Source organism: Pedococcus sp. P5_B7 (assembly GCF_054049895.1).
In genome coordinates, this window is sequence record NZ_JBFULM010000001.1 from 477,424 (window position 1) to 495,735 (window position 18,312).

Genomic DNA, 18,312 nt, shown 5'->3' on the forward strand with positions numbered 1-18,312 from the left:
CGTGGTGCTGCTGGCCACTCCGCACGTGCGGTTCCACCGGTCCTTCCTCGCCGCGGCCGACGAGTTCCGGGCCGCCGGCCAGGAGGTGCACGACGGCATCGTGAACTGGCCGGCCGAAGGCGACTTCCCGGGGGTGGTCTTCACCCGCGAAGGCTTGGAGGACTCCGCGGAGTTCCCCCGCCTGGTCGCCAACCGGGTCGGCGACGCCGAGGAGAGCGGCCAGCGTCCGCCGGGCTGGACCCCTGCCACGCACTGGTGGATGGCGGACCCGCACCAGCCGGACGAGTTCGTCGGTGCGATCTCGCTGCGCCACAGCATCGACCACCCGATGCTCGCGAGCGTGGGAGGGCACATCGGCTACGGCGTTCGCCCCAGCGCCCGTCGCCGGGGTTTCGCCGGCGACGCGCTGCGGCAGGTCATCCCGCTGGCCGCCGCACGCGGCATACCGAGGTTGCTGGTGACCTGCGACCTCGACAACGTGGCGTCAGCACGAACCATCGAAGCGAACGGCGGGGAGTTCGAGGGGGAGCTGCGCGGCAAGCGGCGCTACTGGATCACCACCGGGGCCTGACCCGTCAGGACGAGAGACCCCGTCCCGCCGACACCGGCTCACCCGAGCGGCAGCTCGACCCGGAAGCAGGTGCCGCCCTCGGCCGCCGCTTCCTGCACCGCGACCGTGCCACCGAGCCCGTCGACGAGTGCCTTGACGAGGGCGAGCCCGAGACCGGTGCCGACGCGGCGCACCCCGCGATAGCGCTGGTAGAGCGCGGACCGCTCGAAGGCGACCGCCATGTCGTCAGCCGTCAGCCCCGGACCTCCGTCGCGCACCTCGAGCACGGCGCGGTCTCCCTCGGTCCGCAGCGCGATCACCAGCGGCGCCCCGGTCTCGGTCACCCGCAGGGCGTTCTCGGCCAGCCCGTCGATCACCTGGCGGACCCGCACCGGGTCGGTGCGGACCGGCACGGGACCAGTCGGGCGCTCGAGGACGAACCGGACGCCCTCGCGACGACAGCGCTCGTCCCACACCTCGGCGGCCTGGTCGACGACGTCGCGCAGGTCGAGTGGCACCGCGTCGAACCGGAAGTCGTCCGCCCCCAGCCTCGCGAGGTCGAGCAGGTCGGCCACGAGCCGCTCCAGCCGGGCCGACTCGGCCACGATCGTGCGACCTGCGGCGGGCACGGCGGCACCGGTGATGACGCCGTCCTGCAGTCCCTCGGCGAACCCCTTGACCGCCCCCAGCGGCGTGCGCAGCTCGTGCGAGACCGACAGGAGGAACTCGCGCTGCCGGCGTTCGCTGTGTTCGAGGGCTTCGGCGAGCGCGTTCAGCGACTCCCCGGTCTCGGCGACCTCGGCGGGCCCTTCAGGCACCACGCGCACCGACCGTTCCCCGGACGCCATGCGGTGGGCCGCAGCCGCAGTGCTGCGCAGCGGGGCGGCCAGCCGCCGTGCGAAGAGGACCGACGCCAGGACCGCGAGCACCAGCCCGATCACCAGCGCCAGCAGCACGCGGTTGAGCAGCTGGAGGCTCTGGCCCGTGGCGAGGCTGGCCCGTTGGGCGAACACCACCGTCGCGCCGGTGGACAACGGCCGCACCTCCACGAGCACCTGCCGGCTGTCGATGCGCAGGGTGTGCGACCCGCTGAGCGTCCGCTGCGCCTGCGGCAGCTGGGTGTATGCCGCGCGGGCCAGCGCGTCGCCAGCCAGCCGCCCGCCGGGGCCTTCCCAGGCGACAGGGGTGTCCTGCTGGCGGACGACCCGCAGGGCGGGTGCGATGTCGACGGGGCGACTCGCCTCGAGGACTGCACTCACGAGATCGGCCTTGCTGCGCAATGCTTTTCGCGCCTCGTCCTGCGCTGCCCCACGGACCAGGCCGACCGTCACCAGACCGGCCACGACGACGGCGATGGTGACGACGACCGCCATCAGGGCGGTGGTGCGCCGCTCCAGCGAGCCCCTGCCGGTCACGGTCGCTCGACGCTGTAGCCGACGCCGCGCACGGTGCGGATCGGGCTGTCGTCACCGAGCTTGGCGCGCAGCTGGGCGATGTGGACGTCGACCGTGCGGGTCGGGTCATCGGCCGGGTAGTCCCACACCGCCATCAGCAGCTCGCCCCGTGTGTAGACCCGGCCGGGCCTGGCCATGAGGTGGGCGAGCAGGTCGAACTCCGTCGTCGTCAAAGGCAACGGGCGGTCATTGAGACGCCCACGCCGGGTGTCGGTCTCGAGGACCAGCGGGCCGACCGCGAGCGACCGCGGGCGCTCGCCCGCCGACTGCGCAGCGCGCTGTTGTCGGCGCAGCAGGGCGCGCACGCGGGAGGCGAGCTCTCGCGGCGAGTAGGGCTTGGTGACGTAGTCGTCCGCGCCGAGCTCGAGGCCGATGATCCGGTCGACCTCGTCGTCCCGGGCGGTCACGAAGATGACCGGTGTCCAGTCGTCGCCGGCCCGCATGCGGCGGCAGACCTCGATCCCGTCGACACTGCCGGGCAGGCCGATGTCGAGCAGCACCAGGTCGTGGTCGCGGCGCTCCAGCGCGGCGAGCGCCGCGTCGGAGTCGCCCACGACGTCCACGCGGTGCCCGTCGCGCTCCAGGTAGAGGCGGGCGAGCTCGGCGAGGGCGGGCTCGTCCTCGACGAGGAGCACGCGTGAGGTCCCCGGGGTCGCACCCGACGAGGCTGTGGTCATGGCGCAACCGTCGCCGACGCGAGGGTGCGACGGCAAGCAGCCCCGCGGCATACCGGGCAATCGGTGCCCGGTCGTGGCCGAACCCGAACACTCCCCGAACACTGCGGTCACGCCGCTCGCACATCGGCAGGCCATGGTCGGCCCCATGGACACACGAACCCTCCTCATCCGCTGCGCAGCGCTGCTCACCGTGGGCGCCGCGCTCATCCATGTCGGGGTCAGCGCCGACCACTTCCAGGAGTGGTGGGCCGCGGGCCTGTTCTTCCTCGTCTCGGCTGCTGCCCAGCTCGGGTGGGCGCTGTGGTGCTGGTCGCGCGCGTCGTCCCGACGCGTCCTCCTGGGGGGGGCCGGGGGCTCGGTGGCGCTGGTGCTGGTCTGGGCGGTGTCGCGCACCAGCGGCCTGCCGTTCGGGCCCGGAGCCGGCGTCGCCGAGCCAGTGGGCGTCGCGGACACCGTCTGCGTCGCACTGGAGGTGCTCAGCGCGGGGCTGGCTGCCGTCGCCGCCACCGCCTGGGCACCGGCCCGCCTCACGACTCCGTCGACACCGCGCAGGGCGGCCGCACTCACGGGCGCCGTCGCCGCCCTCACGCTGGTCGCGAGCGGCGCGGCGATCGCAGCGCCGGGCCACGACCACGGCGACACGGACGCCGCGAGCGCCGCCCACGACCACTCCGACGTGCCGAACCTGCCCGACACCGCGTCGGCCACGCCGGCCCAGACGGCGGCCGCCAAGGACCTCCTGGCGAGGACCATCGCGGCGACGACGGCCTACCGGGACCCAGCCGCCGCGACCAAGGCCGGGTTCGACGTGCAGGCTGCCTGGAACCGCAAGCAGAAGAAGCTCGCCGCCCTCGGCAAGGAGGCCCGCGACAAGGGCGCCGTGCACGTGCCCAACCCCGCCAACCGCACCGACGGCAAGGTCCTCGACCCGAGCGCCCCGGAAACCCTCATCTACCGTCGCAACGCGGACGGGAAGTTCACCCTCGTCGGGGTGATGTTCACGGCGGAGAAGAAGGCTCCGCCGACGAGCTACCAGCCCTACGTCCGCTGGCACACCCACGAGGCCTGCACCGGCGGCGGTCTGGCGAAGCTCAAGCCGGTCAACGGCGCCTGCGCCGCCGGGACGACGCTGCGGACGTCCGGGGCGATGACCCACCTGTGGTTCGTCGACTCCGCGCAGCTGGCCCAGGCCTACGCGGTGAAGCCTCCGCTCAAGGCCATGGTCGCCTACCAGAAGTCGCTCTCCTAGACGGCTGCTCGTCCGCCTCGTCCTGCCTCCCGGCCTCGGCCGGGAGGCAGGACGTAGGGTCGGAGCATGGCTTCTGACGCGACCCCTGCCGACGCTTCTGCCCGCGCCCTCGTCGTCCCCCGCACGGGCGACTCCTCGGTCCTCGAGGTCCGCAACGTGGAGGTCGCACCCCCTGGAGCGGGCGAGGTACAGGTCGAGGTCGCGGCTGTCGGCGTCAACTTCGTCGACGTCTACCAGCGTCAGGGTGTCTACCCCCTCTCGACGCCGTTCGTGTCCTGCTCCGAGGGCGCCGGCACCGTCCTGGCCGTCGGGTCCGCTGTCAGTGACGTCGCCGTCGGCGACCGGGTCGCGTGGGGCTCAGGCCTCGGCGCGGGCGCCTCCGTGGCCAACCGGGCGGCCGACAGCCTGGTGCCGGTGCCCGACGGCGTCGAGCTCGACGTCGCGGCGGCGGCGATGTTGCAGGGCATGACCGCGCACTACCTCGTCAACTCCACGTATGCCGTGGGGCCGGGCACCACGGCGCTGGTCCACGCGGCGGCGGGCGGGGTCGGCCAGCTGCTCGTCCAGATGGTCAAGGCCAAGGGCGGTCGGGTGATCGCGACGGCGGGTTCGCCCGACAAGCTCGAGATCGCCCGCGGGCTCGGCGCTGACGCCGTGATCAACTACCGCGAGGCCGACGACCTGGCCGGCCAGGTGCGCGAGGCCAACGGCGGGGCCGGCGTCGATGTCGCGTACGACGGTGTCGGCAAGGCGACCTTCGACGCGTCGCTGTCGTCGCTCCGGCCGCGCGGGATGCTGGTGCTGTTCGGGGCCGCCAGTGGACAGGTGCCGCCCTTCGACATCCAGCGGCTCAACGCCGCCGGGTCGCTGTTCCTCACCCGCCCCACCCTCGGCAGCTACACCGCGACCCGAGAGGAGCTGCTCGAGCGCGGCGCCTCAGTGCTGGGCGACATCGCGGCCGGACGGCTCGTCGTCGAGGTGGGCGGCCGCTACCCGCTCGCTGACGCCGCTGCGGCATACGACGACCTCGAAGCCCGGCGGACCACCGGCAAGCTGCTGCTCGTGCCCTGACACCGGCACGCTGTCACCCGCTCAGGGCAGGATGGTGATGTGACGACGGAGCCGACCGAGCGCGCCGAACCCGTGGCCCGGCCGTGGGTGCTGCACGTCGACATGGACCAGTTCATCGCCGCTGTCGAGATCCTGCGCCACCCCGAGCTGGCCGGGGTGCCCCTCGTCGTCGGTGGCCGCGGCGACCCGACCGAGCGCGCCGTGGTGTCGACGGCGTCCTACGAGGCGCGGGAGTTCGGGATCCGTTCCGGTATGCCGCTCAAGGTGGCGGTGCGGCGCTGCCCGGAGGCGGTCTTCCTCCCGGTCGACGGGCCGGCCTACGAGGAGGCGTCCGCACGCGTGATGGAGACGCTCCGCGGGATGCCGGGTGCGGTCGTCGAGGTGCTCGGCTGGGACGAGGCGTTCGTGGGCGTCACGACCGACGACCCGGTCGCCTACGCCCAGGCGATCCGGGCGGCCGTGCTGGAGGCGACCGACCTGCACTGCTCGGTGGGGGTGGGCGACACCAAGGTGCGCGCCAAGATCGCCACCGACTTCGGCAAGCCCCGTGGGGTCTACGTCCTCACCCGGGACAACTGGTTCGAGGTGATGGGCGCCCGGCCGACGATCGCCCTGTGGGGCGTGGGGTCGAAGATCTCGCAACGGCTGGCCGCCCACGGTTACGAGACGGTGCGCGACCTGGCCGAGGCCGACGAGGCGACCCTGGTGGCGGAGTTCGGCCCGTCGATGGGCCCGCACTACGGCCGGCTCGGGCGGGGCGTGAGCTCGGCGACGGTCGACGACACCCCGTGGATCGCGCGGGCGCACGGTCGGGAGACCACCTACCAGACCAACCTCGTCGAGCCTGCCGAGGTCGCTGACGCAGTGCGCCTGCTCGCAGCCCAGGTGGTCGAGGACATCCGCCGCGAGGGGCGGGCCTGCCAGCGGGTGTTCCTCAAGGTGCGGTTCGCGCCGTTCTTCACCACGAACCGGGTGCGCAAGCTGGCCGAGCCCACCTTTGACGCCGAGGTCATCGCCCAGACCGCGCTCGACCTGCTCGCGGCCCTCGACGACGACCGGCCGATCCGGCTGCTGGGCGTGCGGGCCGAGATGGTGCCGCCCGCAGGTGGCTACGTCGACCCCCGCACGACCGGACGCGGTGGTCCCAGCGCCCGGGCCGCCGGCACCGGTGGCGGCACCGACGACGTCACCCCGTAGCCCCACGTCAGAGGAGGCGTCGCCCCATCGCCCAGGCGGTCAGCTCGTGACGGGACGACAGCTGGAGCTTGCGCAGCACCGACGACACGTGGGTCTCGACGGTCTTGACCGAGATGAACAGCTCCTTGGCGACTTCCTTGTACTGGTAGCCGCGGGCGATCAGCCGCATCACCTCGCGCTCGCGGGCCGAGAGCCGGTCGAGCTCCTCGTCGACCTGGGCGACCTCACCGGCGGCGGCGCCGAACGCGTCGAGGACGAACCCGGCCAGGCGCGGGGAGAACACCGCGTCGCCGTCGGCCACCCGCTGGATGGCCCGCGTCAGGTCGGTGGCGCTGATGGTCTTGGTGACGTAGCCCCGGGCACCGGCGCGGATGACGGCGATGACGTCCTCCGCGGCGTCCGAGACCGACAGCGCCAGGAACCGCACGGGCTGGCCGTCTGCGGTCTCCAGGCCCTTGCAGCCGTGGATGACGTCGATGCCACCGTTCCCGTTGCCCCCGGGCAGGTGGACGTCGAGCAGCACGACCGGCGGCTTGACCTGCCGGATCACGGCGATCGCCGCGTCGACGTCGGGTGCCTCGCCGACGATCGTCACCGCCTGCCCGAGCTCGGCCCTGACCCCCGACCGGAACATGCGGTGGTCATCGACGAGGACGACCTCGACGGGCTTCTTCTCAGGCGTGTTCACGGGTTTCCTCCACTGCAGGCTGGACGTTCGTCGGCTGGTCGGTGTCAGGCACGGGTTGAGCCGGGCGCAGGTCGGGGGGCAGGGTGAGGCTGACCTCGGTGCCGTGCTCGAGCCGACGGACCTTGGCAGCACCGCCGTGGCGCTCCATCCGGCCCAGGATCGACTGGCGGACGCCGAGCCGGTCCTCCGGGATCTCGCCGACCTCGAAGCCCGGACCGTGGTCGCGCACGAAGGCCTCGACCCCCGACGGGCCGACCTCGAGGTAGAGCGACACCGGCGGGGCGCCGTGGCGGACGGCGTTGAGCAGGGACTCCCGCACGGCCCGCACGAGGGCCTGTCCACCGTCGTCGAGCGGACGGTCACCCGTCGACACCACCTCGATGGGGGTGCCGTGCAGGTCCTCGACCTCGTGCGCCGCCTCGACCACCGCGGTGGCGAGCGTCGCGTCGGAGTCGGCGGGGCCGGCATACAGCCACGAGCGCAGCTCGCGCTCCTGGGCGCGGGCCAGCTGGGTCACGGCACCCGCGTCGCCGGCCTTGCGCTGGATCAGGGCCAGCGTCTGCAGCACCGAGTCGTGCAGGTGGGCGGCGATGTCGGCGCGCTCGGTCGCCCTGGCCAGCTCGGCCTGCTCGTGACGCAGGTCCGACCAGAAGCGCAGCGCCCACGGGGCGGCGATCAGGGCGACGCCCGCGAGGACGGCGAGCACGGCAGCGCCGATGTCCCAGATCGCGGCGAGCGACCGACCGCGGGTGGCCATGATGACCAGGCCCGTGAGCGCCAGCACGCCACCGAAGGCAAGGCGCGCCACGCTGAATCGCCTTGTGCCTGTTTCGGATCCGAGCCAGCGACCACGTTGGGAGTCGTCGAGCTGAGACCACGCGAGGACCGCGCCGGCAGCCACGACCAGGAGGGGCACGAGGATGCCGAGGCGCGCGTTCAGCCCGGCGTTCTGGGCGACGACGACGAGCCCGATGCCGAGCATCAGCCCACCGACCAGCAGCACCCGGGTCGCGTCGCGCTCGCCGGCGCCGGTGACCGGCTCGGCCATGACCCCGGCCTTGGCCACGGCGTCGGGATCGGCCGGGTCGACCGCGCGACGACCCCGACCGACCACCCCGCCGCGCGACTGCGGCGTGAGCGCCCAGAGGAAGACGTAGGCGACCAGGCCCGCACCGGTGGGGATCGAGATCAGCACGAACGCCAACCGGATCCACCGCACCGGCCAGCCCAGGTGGTGGGCCAGCCCGATCGCGACCCCCGCGATCACCTTGCCCTCGGCGGGGCGGGTCAGCTGCGGACGCGCGGCGCGGCGTTCTGCGGCCCTCGCCTCCGCTGGGGGGACGGGCCGCTCGTAGGGAGTCGGCATGACCTCATCCTGACGCACGAACGCGTGGATACCGAACGTATTCAGGGTGGACTCGGCACCCTTCAGGGTCGGTTCAGGGTCGACCCTCATGGCAGCGACCTCCCGCCACGGACACCATGGATGACATGACGCAGAACCCTGGGCCGACCGCAGGCCCGACCAACCAGACCAACGCCGACGGCCACGTCAACGGGCTCGACCGCTTCTTCGGCTGGATCCGCTCCGTGGACCTGCGCCGCGACGGCGACGACAAGTGGCTCGCAGGCGTGTGCTCCGGCATCGCCACCCGCCTGGGTGTCGACCCGATCGTGATCCGCGCGGTCCTGGTGCTCCTGGTCGTGCTCGGCGGCGTCGGCATCACCGTCTACCTCATCGCGTGGGCGTTCCTGCCCAACAACCGCGAGGAGATCATCGCCGAGAAGGCGCTGCGCGACGGTGACGTGCTCGGCATCATCCTGCTCGTCGTGATCGGGCTGTCGCTCATCGGCGCCAACGGCCTGACGGGCGACGCGTCCGGGATCGGCTGGATCTGGTGGGTGGTCGTCCCCGTCGGCCTCGTGGTGTGGCTGGTCACGCGCAACCGCGACGGTCGCAAGGCCCGGGCCGGCCAGAGCGCCTACGGTCCCCCGCCGGCCTCGTACGCGTCGCCGTACGCCCCACCCGCTCCCTACGCCGCCGCACCAGCTCCGTATGCCGCGCAGCCCGGTGTCACCGCACCCGCCGCCTCGCCCGCCCACCCCGGACAGACGAGCCCCGTTCCCGAGTCCACCGACTCCCCGACGCAGGAGTATGCCGCCGTGTCCACCACCACGTACGCCCCCGCCCCCGGAGCCACAGCTCCCGTGGCCACACCCCCGGGCGGGGTCTACGGCCCGCCACCCACCCCGGTCGCGCCTCGGCCCAGGCCCCCGAAGGTCCCCCGTCGCCGCAGGGGAGGCTTCGTCGCCACCCTGCTCGTCGGCGGCCTGGCCCTGGCGGCCTATGGCGCGACGCTCTCGATCCACGACGCGGCCAACTGGCCGGGCAGTGACGAGACGGTGGCGCTGGCCGCGGCCCTCGGCGTCCTCGGCCTCGGCACCCTCGTGCTCGGCCTGCTCGGTCGGCGCGCCGGGTTCACCGGCTTCCTGGCGATCGTGCTGGCCCTGGTCACCTGGACCGCGTCCGTCGTGCCCGACGTGACCTTCGGCGGAGGGATCGGCGAGCGCACCTGGCGTCCGTCCTCCACCGACACCACCGAGCGCTACCGGCTCAGCATCGGGTCGGCCGAGCTGGACCTCGCCAACGCCCCCGACAACCCGGGCACGGCCCGGGAGATCGAGGCCCGCGTCGGGATCGGTGAGCTCAGGATCTACATCCCGGAGAACCTCACGGTCGAGGTGCGCAGCTCGGTCGGCGCCGGCGACATCTCGCGGATCGGCACGGCCGACCTCGGCCCCGTCGCCCCGTTCGGGGTCGATGGTGACGGCGACCCGATCCAGCTCGACGGCCGCGACGGCCGCAACATCAGCACGGTCGAGACCTTCGGCACCGGCACGCCCGACGTCGTCGTCGACGCCCACGTCGGCCTCGGCCAGATCCTGATCGGCAAGGAGTGAGTCCCATGACCAACCCCGACGCACCCCGCAACGACGACGAGCGCAACGACCCGCAGGACGACACGACGTTCGCCACCACGGCGGAAGACACCGCCGACGAGACGACCGCCGACGACACGAAACAGTTGGAGCAGACCGTGCACAGCGACACCACGGAGCAGTTCGACCGGACCGAGCAGCTCGACGCGACGGCCACGCCCGAGACGTCCGGCACCCGCGCTATCGGGGTCGAGGAGCCCGCCACCACTCCGGTCCTCCCGGAACGGCCGAGCGGACCGCACGCCCCGGCCATCGTGCTGGGACTGGTCTGCCTGGCCGTGGCCGGGATCATCCTGGCCCAGGAGCTGGGCCAGCTCACCGTCGACTGGGGCAACGTCGGCCCCCTCGGCATCATCCTCACCGGCGCCGTGCTGGTGCTCTTCGGCCTGGCCGGCCTGCTCACCTCGCGCCGCACCAGCAAGACCAGCTGACCCGCGCCCGTCGTCACTGGCTCGGAGCCGCTCAGGCTCCGAGCCAGCGTCGCATGTGCGGGGCGAAGGACCGGCTGAGGTGGTACCGCTCCAGCTCGTCGCGAGCCACCCAACGCACGGCGGCGGTGGAGCCGCCCACGTCGTGGACGACCGGCTCGGACGGCTCAGGGCACCACGCGGCATACACGATCCGGACGGCGTGGAAGTCCTCGAGGCGACCGCTGGGCGCCCGCCCGATCCAGTGCGAGGTGTGCGCCTCGAGCAGGCGGACCGACTCGACCAGCTGACCACTCTCCTCCCAGACCTCGCGGTGCAAGCCGGCCACCGGTTCCTCACCCGGGTCCAGCCCACCACCGGGAAGGGTCCACCGACCGGGGGCGGAGGTCAGCTCGGACAGCTCGGTGAGCAGCACGCCGCGTGCGCTCGTGACGACGCCGTATGCCGCGGTGCGCTGGTAGGGGCTCGCCTCCTCCCCGGGTGCGAGCACGAGACCGGGGTCGGTGGGCACGGGCGCCTGCGTCGTCACGACCGCGGACGCCGGCGCCACGGTGTAGTGCAGGACCAAGGAGCCGTCCTCGGCGCGGTGCGCGTCGCCGAGGTGCGGACGCGACCACCCGAGCCGCGCCAGCTCGCGCACGGGATCGGCGCCGTGGGCGAGGACGAACTCGGCCACCCGCCGCCCGGGGGCTGCGTCAGCACGCACGACGATCGGATCGCCTTGTGGTTCAAGGGAATTCTGGGGGCCAACGGATTCAGTCACGACGCGCCCGCTCTGCGGTACTCGTCCTCCGCCAGCGCCGCGACCGAGGGCCAGTCCTGGGCGGGGCCGACGTCGCGGTTGTGCCCGGCGATGGCCAGCCGCAGCGGGGGGTCGGTGACGAGTCGAGCCAGCCCCTGCGCGAGCGCCTCGTCGTCCGCGCCGAGGAGGCCGTTGACGCCGTCGACGACGAAGTCCCCCACCCCGGTGTCGAGCCGGGCGATGACCGACAGTCCAGCCGTGCGAGCCTCCAGTGCGGCGATCCCGAACGCCTCGAGCCGGGCAGGGGTGAGGTAGATGTCGCTGTCCCAGTAGCGCTCCCGCAGCGCGTCGCGCCCGACGCGTCCCGGCAGCGACACCCAGTCGGTCATGTCGTGCCGCTCGGCGAACCGCTCGAGCCTGCTCCGCTCCGGGCCCTCCCCGAACACCGTGAGCCGCATCGGCCGGTCGCCACCGGCGAGGTCGCGCGCCCGCGCGGCGACCTCCAGCACCGCCAGGGGGCGTTTGCGGGCGGCGAAGCGCATGGCGGCCACGACCTCGACCGGGGCGCGCTGCTCCCGTGCCGCTCGCGGCGGCGGTCGCCAGAGCGAGGTGTCGATGCCGTTGGGGAAGACCCGCACCTCGGTGCCGCGCCCGACGACCGACTGCACCGAGGTCGCCGCCACCCCGGACACGGCCGACAGCGCAGCGCCCCGGGCACCCCACCGACGCGCGTGGCCGAGCGCTCGGAAGACGGGCTGTGAGCGCTCCATGAGGCAGTGCCAGGTGATCGCCGTGGGCAGCCCGAGCCCGAGGGCGACGCCCGCCAGGTCGGTGGCGAAGGGACTCACGACGCCCATGTGCACGTGCGCCACGTCGAACCCACCGGCCGTGAGCCGTCGCCGCACCTCAGGTGGCGCGAACGGGTTGACGGGCAGCTGCCACGGGAGCTGGATGGCCATCCGGTGGACCGGGACTCCGTCGACGTCCTCGACGAAACCGTGCCGCTCCCCACGCTCCCCGAGCGTGGCGGTGAAGACCTCGACCTCGTGGCCGCGCGCCTGCAACTGGGCCGCGAGGTCATGCGTCTGGACCTCGATCCCGCCCAGCCTGGGCAGGTAACAGTCCGTCAGCAGGGCCACCTTCACAGGCAAGAGCCTGCCATGCGACAGGATGGCCGGTGATGACCCACACGCTCGTGGCCTTCCACGCCCACCCCGACGACGAGGCCCTGCTGACCTCGGGCACGCTGGCGCGTGCAGCCGCCGAGGGCCATCGCGTGGTCGTGGTGGTGGCCACCGACGGCGCCCTCGGGCTCGCCTCCGACGCCTTCGCGGCCGACGGCGGGCTCGGCGCGCGCCGGCTCGAGGAGCTGCGGCGCTCGGCCTCGGCCCTGGGCGTGGACCGCGTCGTCTACCTCGGCTACGCCGACAGCGGCCTGGGCCCCGAGCTCTTCCCCGACCCCCCGGACCGCCTCCGCTTCGTGCGCGCCCCTCTCGACGAGGCGGCCCAGCGGCTGGCCGAGGTCCTGCGCGAAGAGGGCGCCGACGTCCTGCTCAGCTACGACCGCAACGGCGGCTACGGACACCGCGACCACGTCCGCGTGCACGAGGTCGGTGCGCGGGCGGCATACCTCGCGGGGACGCCGCGCGTGCTGGAGGCAACGGTCCCGCGCGACACCATCGCGCGCGCCGTGGACCTGGCCGCGAAGGTCTACCGCTTCCCGCCCGAGTTCGACCGCGAGGCGTTCAGCCGGGCGTTCAGCGCGCGGTCCGAGATCACCCACCGCATCGACGTGCGTCGGTATGCCGCCGCGAAGCGGGCTTCCATGCGCGCGCACGCCTCCCAGGCGAGTGCGGAGGACGGGGCCGACCGCACGCTCGCGGCGTTCCTGAGGATCCCCAGGCCGCTCTACGACCTGGTGTTCGGGCGCGAGTGGTTCGTGGACCGCGCGCGTCCGGCGGGCCTTCAGGTCTCGCACGACGTCTTCGAGGGGTTGTCGTGAGCACCATCGAGGCCACCGACGGCCCCGCGGACGGTCCCGGCACCCGCCCGCCGCGCTCTCGAGTGCGGACCGTCGTGCAGGGGGTCTTGGGGCTCGGCCTGGCGGCCTTCCTGCTGGGCTGGGGTGTGCCGCACTTCGCCAAGACCTCGTGGTCGAAGATCTGGGACGTCCTCACCCAGGTCCCCACCGGCACAGCGGTGCTGCTGCTCGGCGGGGTCGTCGTGGGGCTCTACTGCTACACGTTCACCCTCACCGGGTCGATGAAGGGGCTGCGGCACTGGCAGGCGCTGATCGTCAACGTCGCGGGGTCGTCGGTCGGCAACCTCCTGCCCGGTGGTGGGGCCGCCGGGCTGGCCGCGACCTACACGATCTGCCGCTCGTGGGGTTTCTCGCGGCGCGACATCTCGACCTCGGCGATCGTCACCGGCGTCTGGAACGTCCTGGCCCGGATCGCTCTCCCAGTGCTGGCCATCCTCGGGCTGCTCGCCGGCAACGACCAGGACGTCCCCACCAAGCTGGAGGACCTCGCTGTCGCGGGGGCGATCAGCGGGTCGGTCATCCTCATCGTCTTCGTCTCCATCCTCGCGTCGGAGCGGGCTGCCGTGGCGATCGGTCAGGGCATCGACAAGGTCATCGGGCGCCTGTGGAAGCGACGCAGCATGGGCGTGCGCAGCCTCGTCGTCGACCTGCGCGCCCGCATCAACGACGTCGTCCGCACCGGCTGGCTCAGCATGACCTTGGGACTGCTCGGCTTCTTCGGGGTCTACTACCTGCTCTTCCTGCTCTGTGCGCACACCACCGGAGTCGACCTGCCCTACGGCCAGCTGTTCGCGGCCTACGCGATCGGCCGGCTGCTCACCGCGGTCGGGGTGACCCCCGGCGGACTGGGCGTCACCGAGGCCGCGACGACCGTGGCGCTGGTCGGGTGGGGTGCCGCTAGCGCCGAGGCCGCCGCTACCGTCGTGTTGTTCTCCCTCTTCACGCACTTCATGGAGATCCCCCTCGGCGCACTCGGCTGGCTGGCGTGGTCGATGAGCCCCAAGAAGGCGCCGGTCGAGCAGACCGCGGCGCCGGTAGAGGAGCCCCTCGATGGCTGACCCGGAGGACGTCGAACGGGAGAAGGCCGAGCGTGCCGAGCGCGCGGCATACCACGTCGACGCGGACCGCAAGCGGCGCGAACGTGAGTCGGCCAAGGCCCAGGTCCTGGTCGACGCGTTCGTGGCGAGCGCCCGCGAGGCGGGCTTTCCCACCGAGGAGCTGACCGCCAAGCCGTGGTCCGGGAGCGGGCGCTACCGCACCGGGGTGCAGGGCTGGTACCTGCGGCGAGACCTCTCGATCGGCGTGGGGACCGACGGCGGCTACTACGTGCTCGTCACCGCACCGCAACGACTCGGGCGCTGGCGCACCGTGGCGCTCGAGCCGAGCCCTCCCCCGCTCCAGGTCGGCGCCGGCGCACGGGACGGCGAGTCGATCGCGCTCGACGCCCTGCTGAACCTCCGGCTCGACGCCGGCCCCACCTTCACCTGAGGCCTTCGGCTGTCAGACCCTCCTGCGATGATTGGCACAGCACTCCGAAGAGGGTGCTCGCAGGGGATCGAGAGACGTCGGGGGGCGTGCAATGACAGCGTTGGTGGCTGACCGGCGAGCGGGGCCGTCTGCCCTGACCACCCACGACCTGCGCGAGGTCCTGGCGCGCCTGCCCTTCCTCGACACCGCCGTGGACGACGCGGAGCGCATCGACCAGATCGGCCTGTTGGAGTCGATCAAGGCTGCCGCGGCGGGCGCCCAGGCGCGGGTGACAGCGGCGTTCGCCGCGGCCCAGCGCGAGTCGCAGGCGGTCTCGGGCCTGCCGGCTCGCGAGCGCGGCAGAGGCATCGGGGCGCAGGTTGCGTTGGCGCGCAAGGACTCTCCGGCTCGTGGCTCCCGGCACCTCGGCCTTGCCGAGGCCTTGGTCCGCGAGCTTCCGCACACCATGAGGCACCTCGAGGCGGGATCGGTCAGTGAGTGGCGGGCCACCATCGTCTGCCGCGAGACCGCGTGCCTGAGTCCCGCGGACCGCGCCACCGTCGACGCGGCCCTTGCCGCCGACCTGCCGCGTCTCGGCGACCGTCAGGTCGAGGCCAGGGCCAAGGCGCTCGCGTGTCAGCTCGACGCGGCGGCGATGGCCGAGCGGGCCGGCCGGGCACACAGCGAGCGTCGCGTCAGCCTGCGCCCGGCTCCAGACACGATGACCCACCTCACCGCACTGCTGCCCGTCGCCCAGGGCGTCGCGGTCCTCGCCGCGTTGGAGCGGGCCGCCGGATCCGCCCGAGCCGAGGGTGACGCACGCGGTCGTGGCCAAGTGATGGCCGACACCCTCGTCGAGCGCGTCACGGGCCAGGCGACTGCGGCCGCGGTCCCCATCGAGGTCCAGCTGGTGATGCCTGCCTCAGCCGGCAACGAGCCGGCTCTGCTGGGCGGGCACGTGCTGCCGGCGCAGACGGCACGCGACCTCGTGTCCCACGCCAGGCGCGACGGTGCCCGCGTGACGATGCGCAGGGCCCTCGCCACCGCCGACGGGGCCGACCTGGAGCGCATCTCGCCACGCCCAGAGCCCTTTCCGGACCGTGGTGCCGGCGCCGGCCTCGTCGGCCAGCTGGGCCAGCCGAGTGCGCCCGACCTCCCGGGCACCGCCGTCAGCGCACCAGGTCGACGGTTCACGGGCCCGATGCGGCGCTTCATCCTGCTGCGGGACCAGACCTGCCGTACGCCCTGGTGCGACGCGCCCATCAGGCACATCGACCACGTCATCGCCAGCCGCGCCGACGGTGCCACGACCACGGCCAACGGGCAGGGCCTCTGCGAGGCCTGCAACTACGCCAAGGAGGCGCCCGGCTGGCGGGCTCGAACGGTCCGGGCCGGACCCGGGCACACGGTGCGCACGACGACACCCACCGGTCACTGTTACGACTCGTCGGCTCCACCCGTGCTGCCTTCGCGGGTCCGTGCGGGGCCCACCTCCAGCGCGCTGGAGAGTCGCTACGCGGCGCTGCTGCTCAGCGCCTGACGAGGCGGCGGACCTGGCGCGAACGGGCCTCGTCGGCGATGGCGTCGTCCTGGGGGGCGGGCTCGAACGGCCTACCGGTGGCCTGCTCTGCCGCGAGCCCGATCAGCGCGTCGGCGAGGCGGGGGTTGGCCGGCAGGATCGGGCCGTGCAGGTAGGACCCGAAGACGTTGCCCGTGCGGGCGCCCTCCGTGCCGTCGGTGCCGTTGTTGCCGAATCCCGACCGCACCCGCCCGAACGGCGCCTGCCCGTCACCGAGCGTGGTCGAGCCGGAGTGGTTCTCGTAGCCCACGACGTCGCCGAAGTCGGTCGAGAGCACCACCGGCCCGATCATCCGCTTGGCGTTGCCCTGGGTGGTCACATCGAGGATGCCAAGACCCGGCAGCCGCTTGCCGTCGACGGTGATGAACGCGTTGCCGAGCAGCTGGTACATCCCGCAGATCATCAGCATCGGCGTGCCGCCGTCAGCCAGGGCGCGCAGCCGGTCGGCGATCTGCTCGAGGTCGGCCTCGACCCGCACCTGGCCGGAGTCCTGGCCGCCGCCACCGACGACGAGGTGGGCCTGCTCGGGGAACTCACCGCCGGGGTGGTGCTGGTGGACGACGGGGCTGTAGCCGTGGCGGCGGATCCGGGCCGCGAGGGTGCGGGTGTTGCCGAGGTCCCCGTAGATGCTCATCTCACGCGGGTAGAGGTGCACCACGTGGATGACCCCCTTGCCGGCGCGGTCGGCGTCAGGGACGACCGCCGATCCTGCGGGCTCGCCGGGGATCGCGACGTCGGGTATGCCGCCGGGCTGGCTCATGACGCCTCCTCGCCGATGTCGGGCAGGTCGTAGCGGGCGGCGAGCGTGCGTCGCAGCGCCATCATCGCGGTGTAGGTGCAGAAGATCCGCTTGGGCTCGTCGGGGTGCTGGGCGAGGAAGGCGTCGAGGGCCTGGTCGAGGTCGGGCTGCACCCCCGCCACCGGGACGTCGTCGTACTGGAGCCGCAGCGCCATGTCGTAGCCCCGGACCCCACTCGTCGTCGTGACGCCGCGCTCGCGCAGGGAGTCGAAGCTGACGTCGTAGAGCCACGACACGTCTCGCCCGTCCGCGTAGTTGTCGTTGATGGCGATCATCGTGGCGACGGGGGTCGTGCCGTAGGTGCCGAGGGCCACCGTGAACCCGGCGGGGTTCTTGACGAGAACGAGCTCCAGCGGCTGGCCGTCGACCATGACCACCTCGCCGCGCCCGAACGGCGGCGTCACGGCCCGTAGGGCGCTCGTCGCTGCCTTCGGGTCGAACGCGTCACCGAGCAGCATCCGGGCCGTGGCAGTCGCCGCGGTGGCGTTGATCATCGCGGCCAGCCCGCGCTGTTGGAGCTCCAACGGGCCGACCGTGCCGGAGCCCGCGTCGCCGTCACCGTCGCCGTCGCCGTCGCCGCCACCGAACAGCACCTCGAAGGTGCGCTCGTCGCTGGGCTTGAGCAGGCCGTCCTGGGGTCCTGCGACCGGCGCGACGAAGTCGTCGTCAAACCGCACGTCCTGCTCCTGGAGCTCAGGCAGCCGGTCGGCGATCGACGCGTCGACACCGAAGTAGCGGACCTCCACGCCAGCGCCGACCCGGTCGCGGATCCGGGAGACGAAGGAGTCGTCGAGGTTGAGCACCACGCCCGTCGTCGCCTGCTCGGCGAGCGAGGCGAGCAGCTGGGCGGTGTGGTCGATCTCGGCGAACCGGTCGAGCTGGTCGCGGGCGACGTTGAGCAGCAGGGCATGCGTGGGCCGGACCGCTGCGGCGAACTTGAGCGCGTGCGCCTCATCGAGCTCGAGCACCGCCAGGTCGGCCGTGAGGCGACCGCGCAGGGGCAGCTCGCCCAGCATCGACGAGATCACCCCGCGGGTGAAGTTGGAGCCGGTCGGGTTGGTGAAGACCGTCCGTCCGTGCGCCCGCAGCACCGCCACCAGCATCTTCGTGGTCGTGGTCTTGCCGTTCGTGCCCGTGACGACCACGATCCCGCCCGGCACATCGGCCAGGGCGTGGGCGAGGAACCCGGGATCCACGCGCTCGGCGACCAGTCCGGGGAGCGCGGAGCCGCCCCCGCGCAGCCGCGAGGCAGCCCTCGCCGCCTTGCCTGCGACCACCGCCGCCGTCGTCCTCAGCACGCCCCAAACCCTAGTGCGTGCAGCCGCACCGACCCGGCACCGGGCAGGGCCGCCGCCACGCGGCATACGATC

Annotated in this window: 18 protein-coding genes; 10 read left to right on the forward strand and 8 right to left on the reverse strand. The window is 73.1% G+C overall.

Translation table 11 applies throughout. The features are described 5' to 3' along the window. Position 1 precedes the first annotated feature (1 nt). Positions 2-571: a GNAT family N-acetyltransferase gene (locus ACXJKD_RS02150; RefSeq protein WP_457252683.1), complete on the forward strand. Its 570-nt coding sequence runs from the start codon at positions 2-4 to the stop codon at positions 569-571. A gap of 38 nt (positions 572-609) precedes the next feature. On the opposite strand, the gene ACXJKD_RS02155 is transcribed toward ACXJKD_RS02150, so the two are convergent. After that, on the reverse strand, positions 610-1,965 hold the full coding sequence (locus ACXJKD_RS02155; RefSeq protein ID WP_457252684.1) for a HAMP domain-containing sensor histidine kinase: 1,356 nt from the start codon (positions 1,963-1,965) through the stop codon (positions 610-612). After that, positions 1,962-2,681 (reverse strand): response regulator, encoded by a 720-nt coding sequence (locus tag ACXJKD_RS02160; protein ID WP_457252685.1) that lies wholly within the window; start codon positions 2,679-2,681, stop codon positions 1,962-1,964. The genes ACXJKD_RS02155 and ACXJKD_RS02160 overlap by 4 nt, the downstream gene beginning before the upstream one ends. Before the next feature lie 145 nt (positions 2,682-2,826). Between ACXJKD_RS02160 and ACXJKD_RS02165 the strand changes: the two genes are divergently transcribed. From ACXJKD_RS02165 to ACXJKD_RS02175, 3 genes are all read left to right on the forward strand, one after another. Next, the gene (locus ACXJKD_RS02165; protein ID WP_457252686.1) at positions 2,827-3,930 is read left to right on the forward strand and encodes a hypothetical protein; all 1,104 of its coding nucleotides are present in this window, start codon (positions 2,827-2,829) and stop codon (positions 3,928-3,930) included. A gap of 66 nt (positions 3,931-3,996) precedes the next feature. Continuing rightward, on the forward strand, positions 3,997-5,001 hold the full coding sequence (locus ACXJKD_RS02170; RefSeq protein WP_457252687.1) for a quinone oxidoreductase family protein: 1,005 nt from the start codon (positions 3,997-3,999) through the stop codon (positions 4,999-5,001). Positions 5,002-5,103: 102 nt separating this feature from the next. After that, the gene (locus tag ACXJKD_RS02175) at positions 5,104-6,198 is read left to right on the forward strand and encodes a DNA polymerase IV (protein ID WP_457252824.1); all 1,095 of its coding nucleotides are present in this window, start codon (positions 5,104-5,106) and stop codon (positions 6,196-6,198) included. A 7-nt stretch (positions 6,199-6,205) separates the two neighbouring features. Here ACXJKD_RS02175 and ACXJKD_RS02180 read toward each other — a convergent pair whose 3' ends face one another. Together ACXJKD_RS02180 and ACXJKD_RS02185 are read right to left on the reverse strand one after the other, a co-directional pair. Next, a complete protein-coding gene (locus tag ACXJKD_RS02180; RefSeq protein ID WP_457252688.1) occupies positions 6,206-6,886 on the reverse strand; it encodes a LuxR C-terminal-related transcriptional regulator in 681 nt (226 codons plus the stop codon). Continuing rightward, entirely contained in the window at positions 6,873-8,252 is a 1,380-nt protein-coding gene (locus ACXJKD_RS02185; RefSeq protein WP_457252689.1) for an ATP-binding protein, read from the reverse strand. Before ACXJKD_RS02185 ends, ACXJKD_RS02180 begins: the two co-directional genes overlap by 14 nt. Positions 8,253-8,377: 125 nt before the next feature. Between ACXJKD_RS02185 and ACXJKD_RS02190 the strand changes: the two genes are divergently transcribed. Both ACXJKD_RS02190 and ACXJKD_RS02195 read left to right on the forward strand, forming a co-directional pair. After that, on the forward strand, positions 8,378-9,847 hold the full coding sequence (locus ACXJKD_RS02190) for a PspC domain-containing protein (RefSeq protein WP_457252690.1): 1,470 nt from the start codon (positions 8,378-8,380) through the stop codon (positions 9,845-9,847). Between the two features lie 5 nt (positions 9,848-9,852). Next, positions 9,853-10,317 carry a hypothetical protein gene (locus ACXJKD_RS02195; protein WP_457252691.1) on the forward strand — a complete coding sequence of 155 codons (465 nt, stop codon included), beginning with the start codon at positions 9,853-9,855 and terminating at the stop codon, positions 10,315-10,317. Between the two features lie 31 nt (positions 10,318-10,348). Here the strand turns inward: ACXJKD_RS02195 and ACXJKD_RS02200 are convergent, their stop codons facing one another. Both ACXJKD_RS02200 and ACXJKD_RS02205 read right to left on the reverse strand, forming a co-directional pair. Beyond that, positions 10,349-11,020 carry an NUDIX hydrolase gene (locus tag ACXJKD_RS02200; RefSeq protein ID WP_457252692.1) on the reverse strand — a complete coding sequence of 224 codons (672 nt, stop codon included), beginning with the start codon at positions 11,018-11,020 and terminating at the stop codon, positions 10,349-10,351. 53 nt (positions 11,021-11,073) lie between these two features. Next, positions 11,074-12,201, reverse strand: a complete 1,128-nt coding sequence (locus tag ACXJKD_RS02205) for a glycosyltransferase family 4 protein (RefSeq protein WP_457252693.1) — start codon at positions 12,199-12,201, stop codon at positions 11,074-11,076. A 35-nt stretch (positions 12,202-12,236) separates the two neighbouring features. On the opposite strand from ACXJKD_RS02205, the gene ACXJKD_RS02210 reads away from it, so the two are divergent. The 4 genes from ACXJKD_RS02210 (at position 12,237) to ACXJKD_RS02225 (ending at position 16,104) form a co-directional block, all read left to right on the forward strand. Beyond that, positions 12,237-13,058, forward strand: a complete 822-nt coding sequence (locus ACXJKD_RS02210) for a PIG-L deacetylase family protein (RefSeq protein ID WP_457252694.1) — start codon at positions 12,237-12,239, stop codon at positions 13,056-13,058. Further along, the gene (locus ACXJKD_RS02215; protein WP_457252695.1) at positions 13,055-14,155 is read left to right on the forward strand and encodes a lysylphosphatidylglycerol synthase transmembrane domain-containing protein; all 1,101 of its coding nucleotides are present in this window, start codon (positions 13,055-13,057) and stop codon (positions 14,153-14,155) included. The genes ACXJKD_RS02210 and ACXJKD_RS02215 overlap by 4 nt, the downstream gene beginning before the upstream one ends. After that, positions 14,148-14,585, forward strand: a complete 438-nt coding sequence (locus ACXJKD_RS02220) for a hypothetical protein (protein WP_457252696.1) — start codon at positions 14,148-14,150, stop codon at positions 14,583-14,585. Before ACXJKD_RS02215 ends, ACXJKD_RS02220 begins: the two co-directional genes overlap by 8 nt. A 103-nt stretch (positions 14,586-14,688) precedes the next feature. Next, a complete protein-coding gene (locus ACXJKD_RS02225) occupies positions 14,689-16,104 on the forward strand; it encodes a DUF222 domain-containing protein (protein WP_457252697.1) in 1,416 nt (471 codons plus the stop codon). On the opposite strand, the gene ACXJKD_RS02230 is transcribed toward ACXJKD_RS02225, so the two are convergent. Both ACXJKD_RS02230 and ACXJKD_RS02235 read right to left on the reverse strand, forming a co-directional pair. Further along, entirely contained in the window at positions 16,094-16,903 is an 810-nt protein-coding gene (locus ACXJKD_RS02230; protein WP_457252698.1) for a type 1 glutamine amidotransferase, read from the reverse strand. The two genes, ACXJKD_RS02225 and ACXJKD_RS02230, sit on opposite strands and share 11 nt — an antisense overlap. Then, positions 16,900-18,240, reverse strand: a complete 1,341-nt coding sequence (locus ACXJKD_RS02235) for a MurT ligase domain-containing protein (protein WP_457252699.1) — start codon at positions 18,238-18,240, stop codon at positions 16,900-16,902. Before ACXJKD_RS02235 ends, ACXJKD_RS02230 begins: the two co-directional genes overlap by 4 nt. Positions 18,241-18,312: the final 72 nt, after the last annotated feature.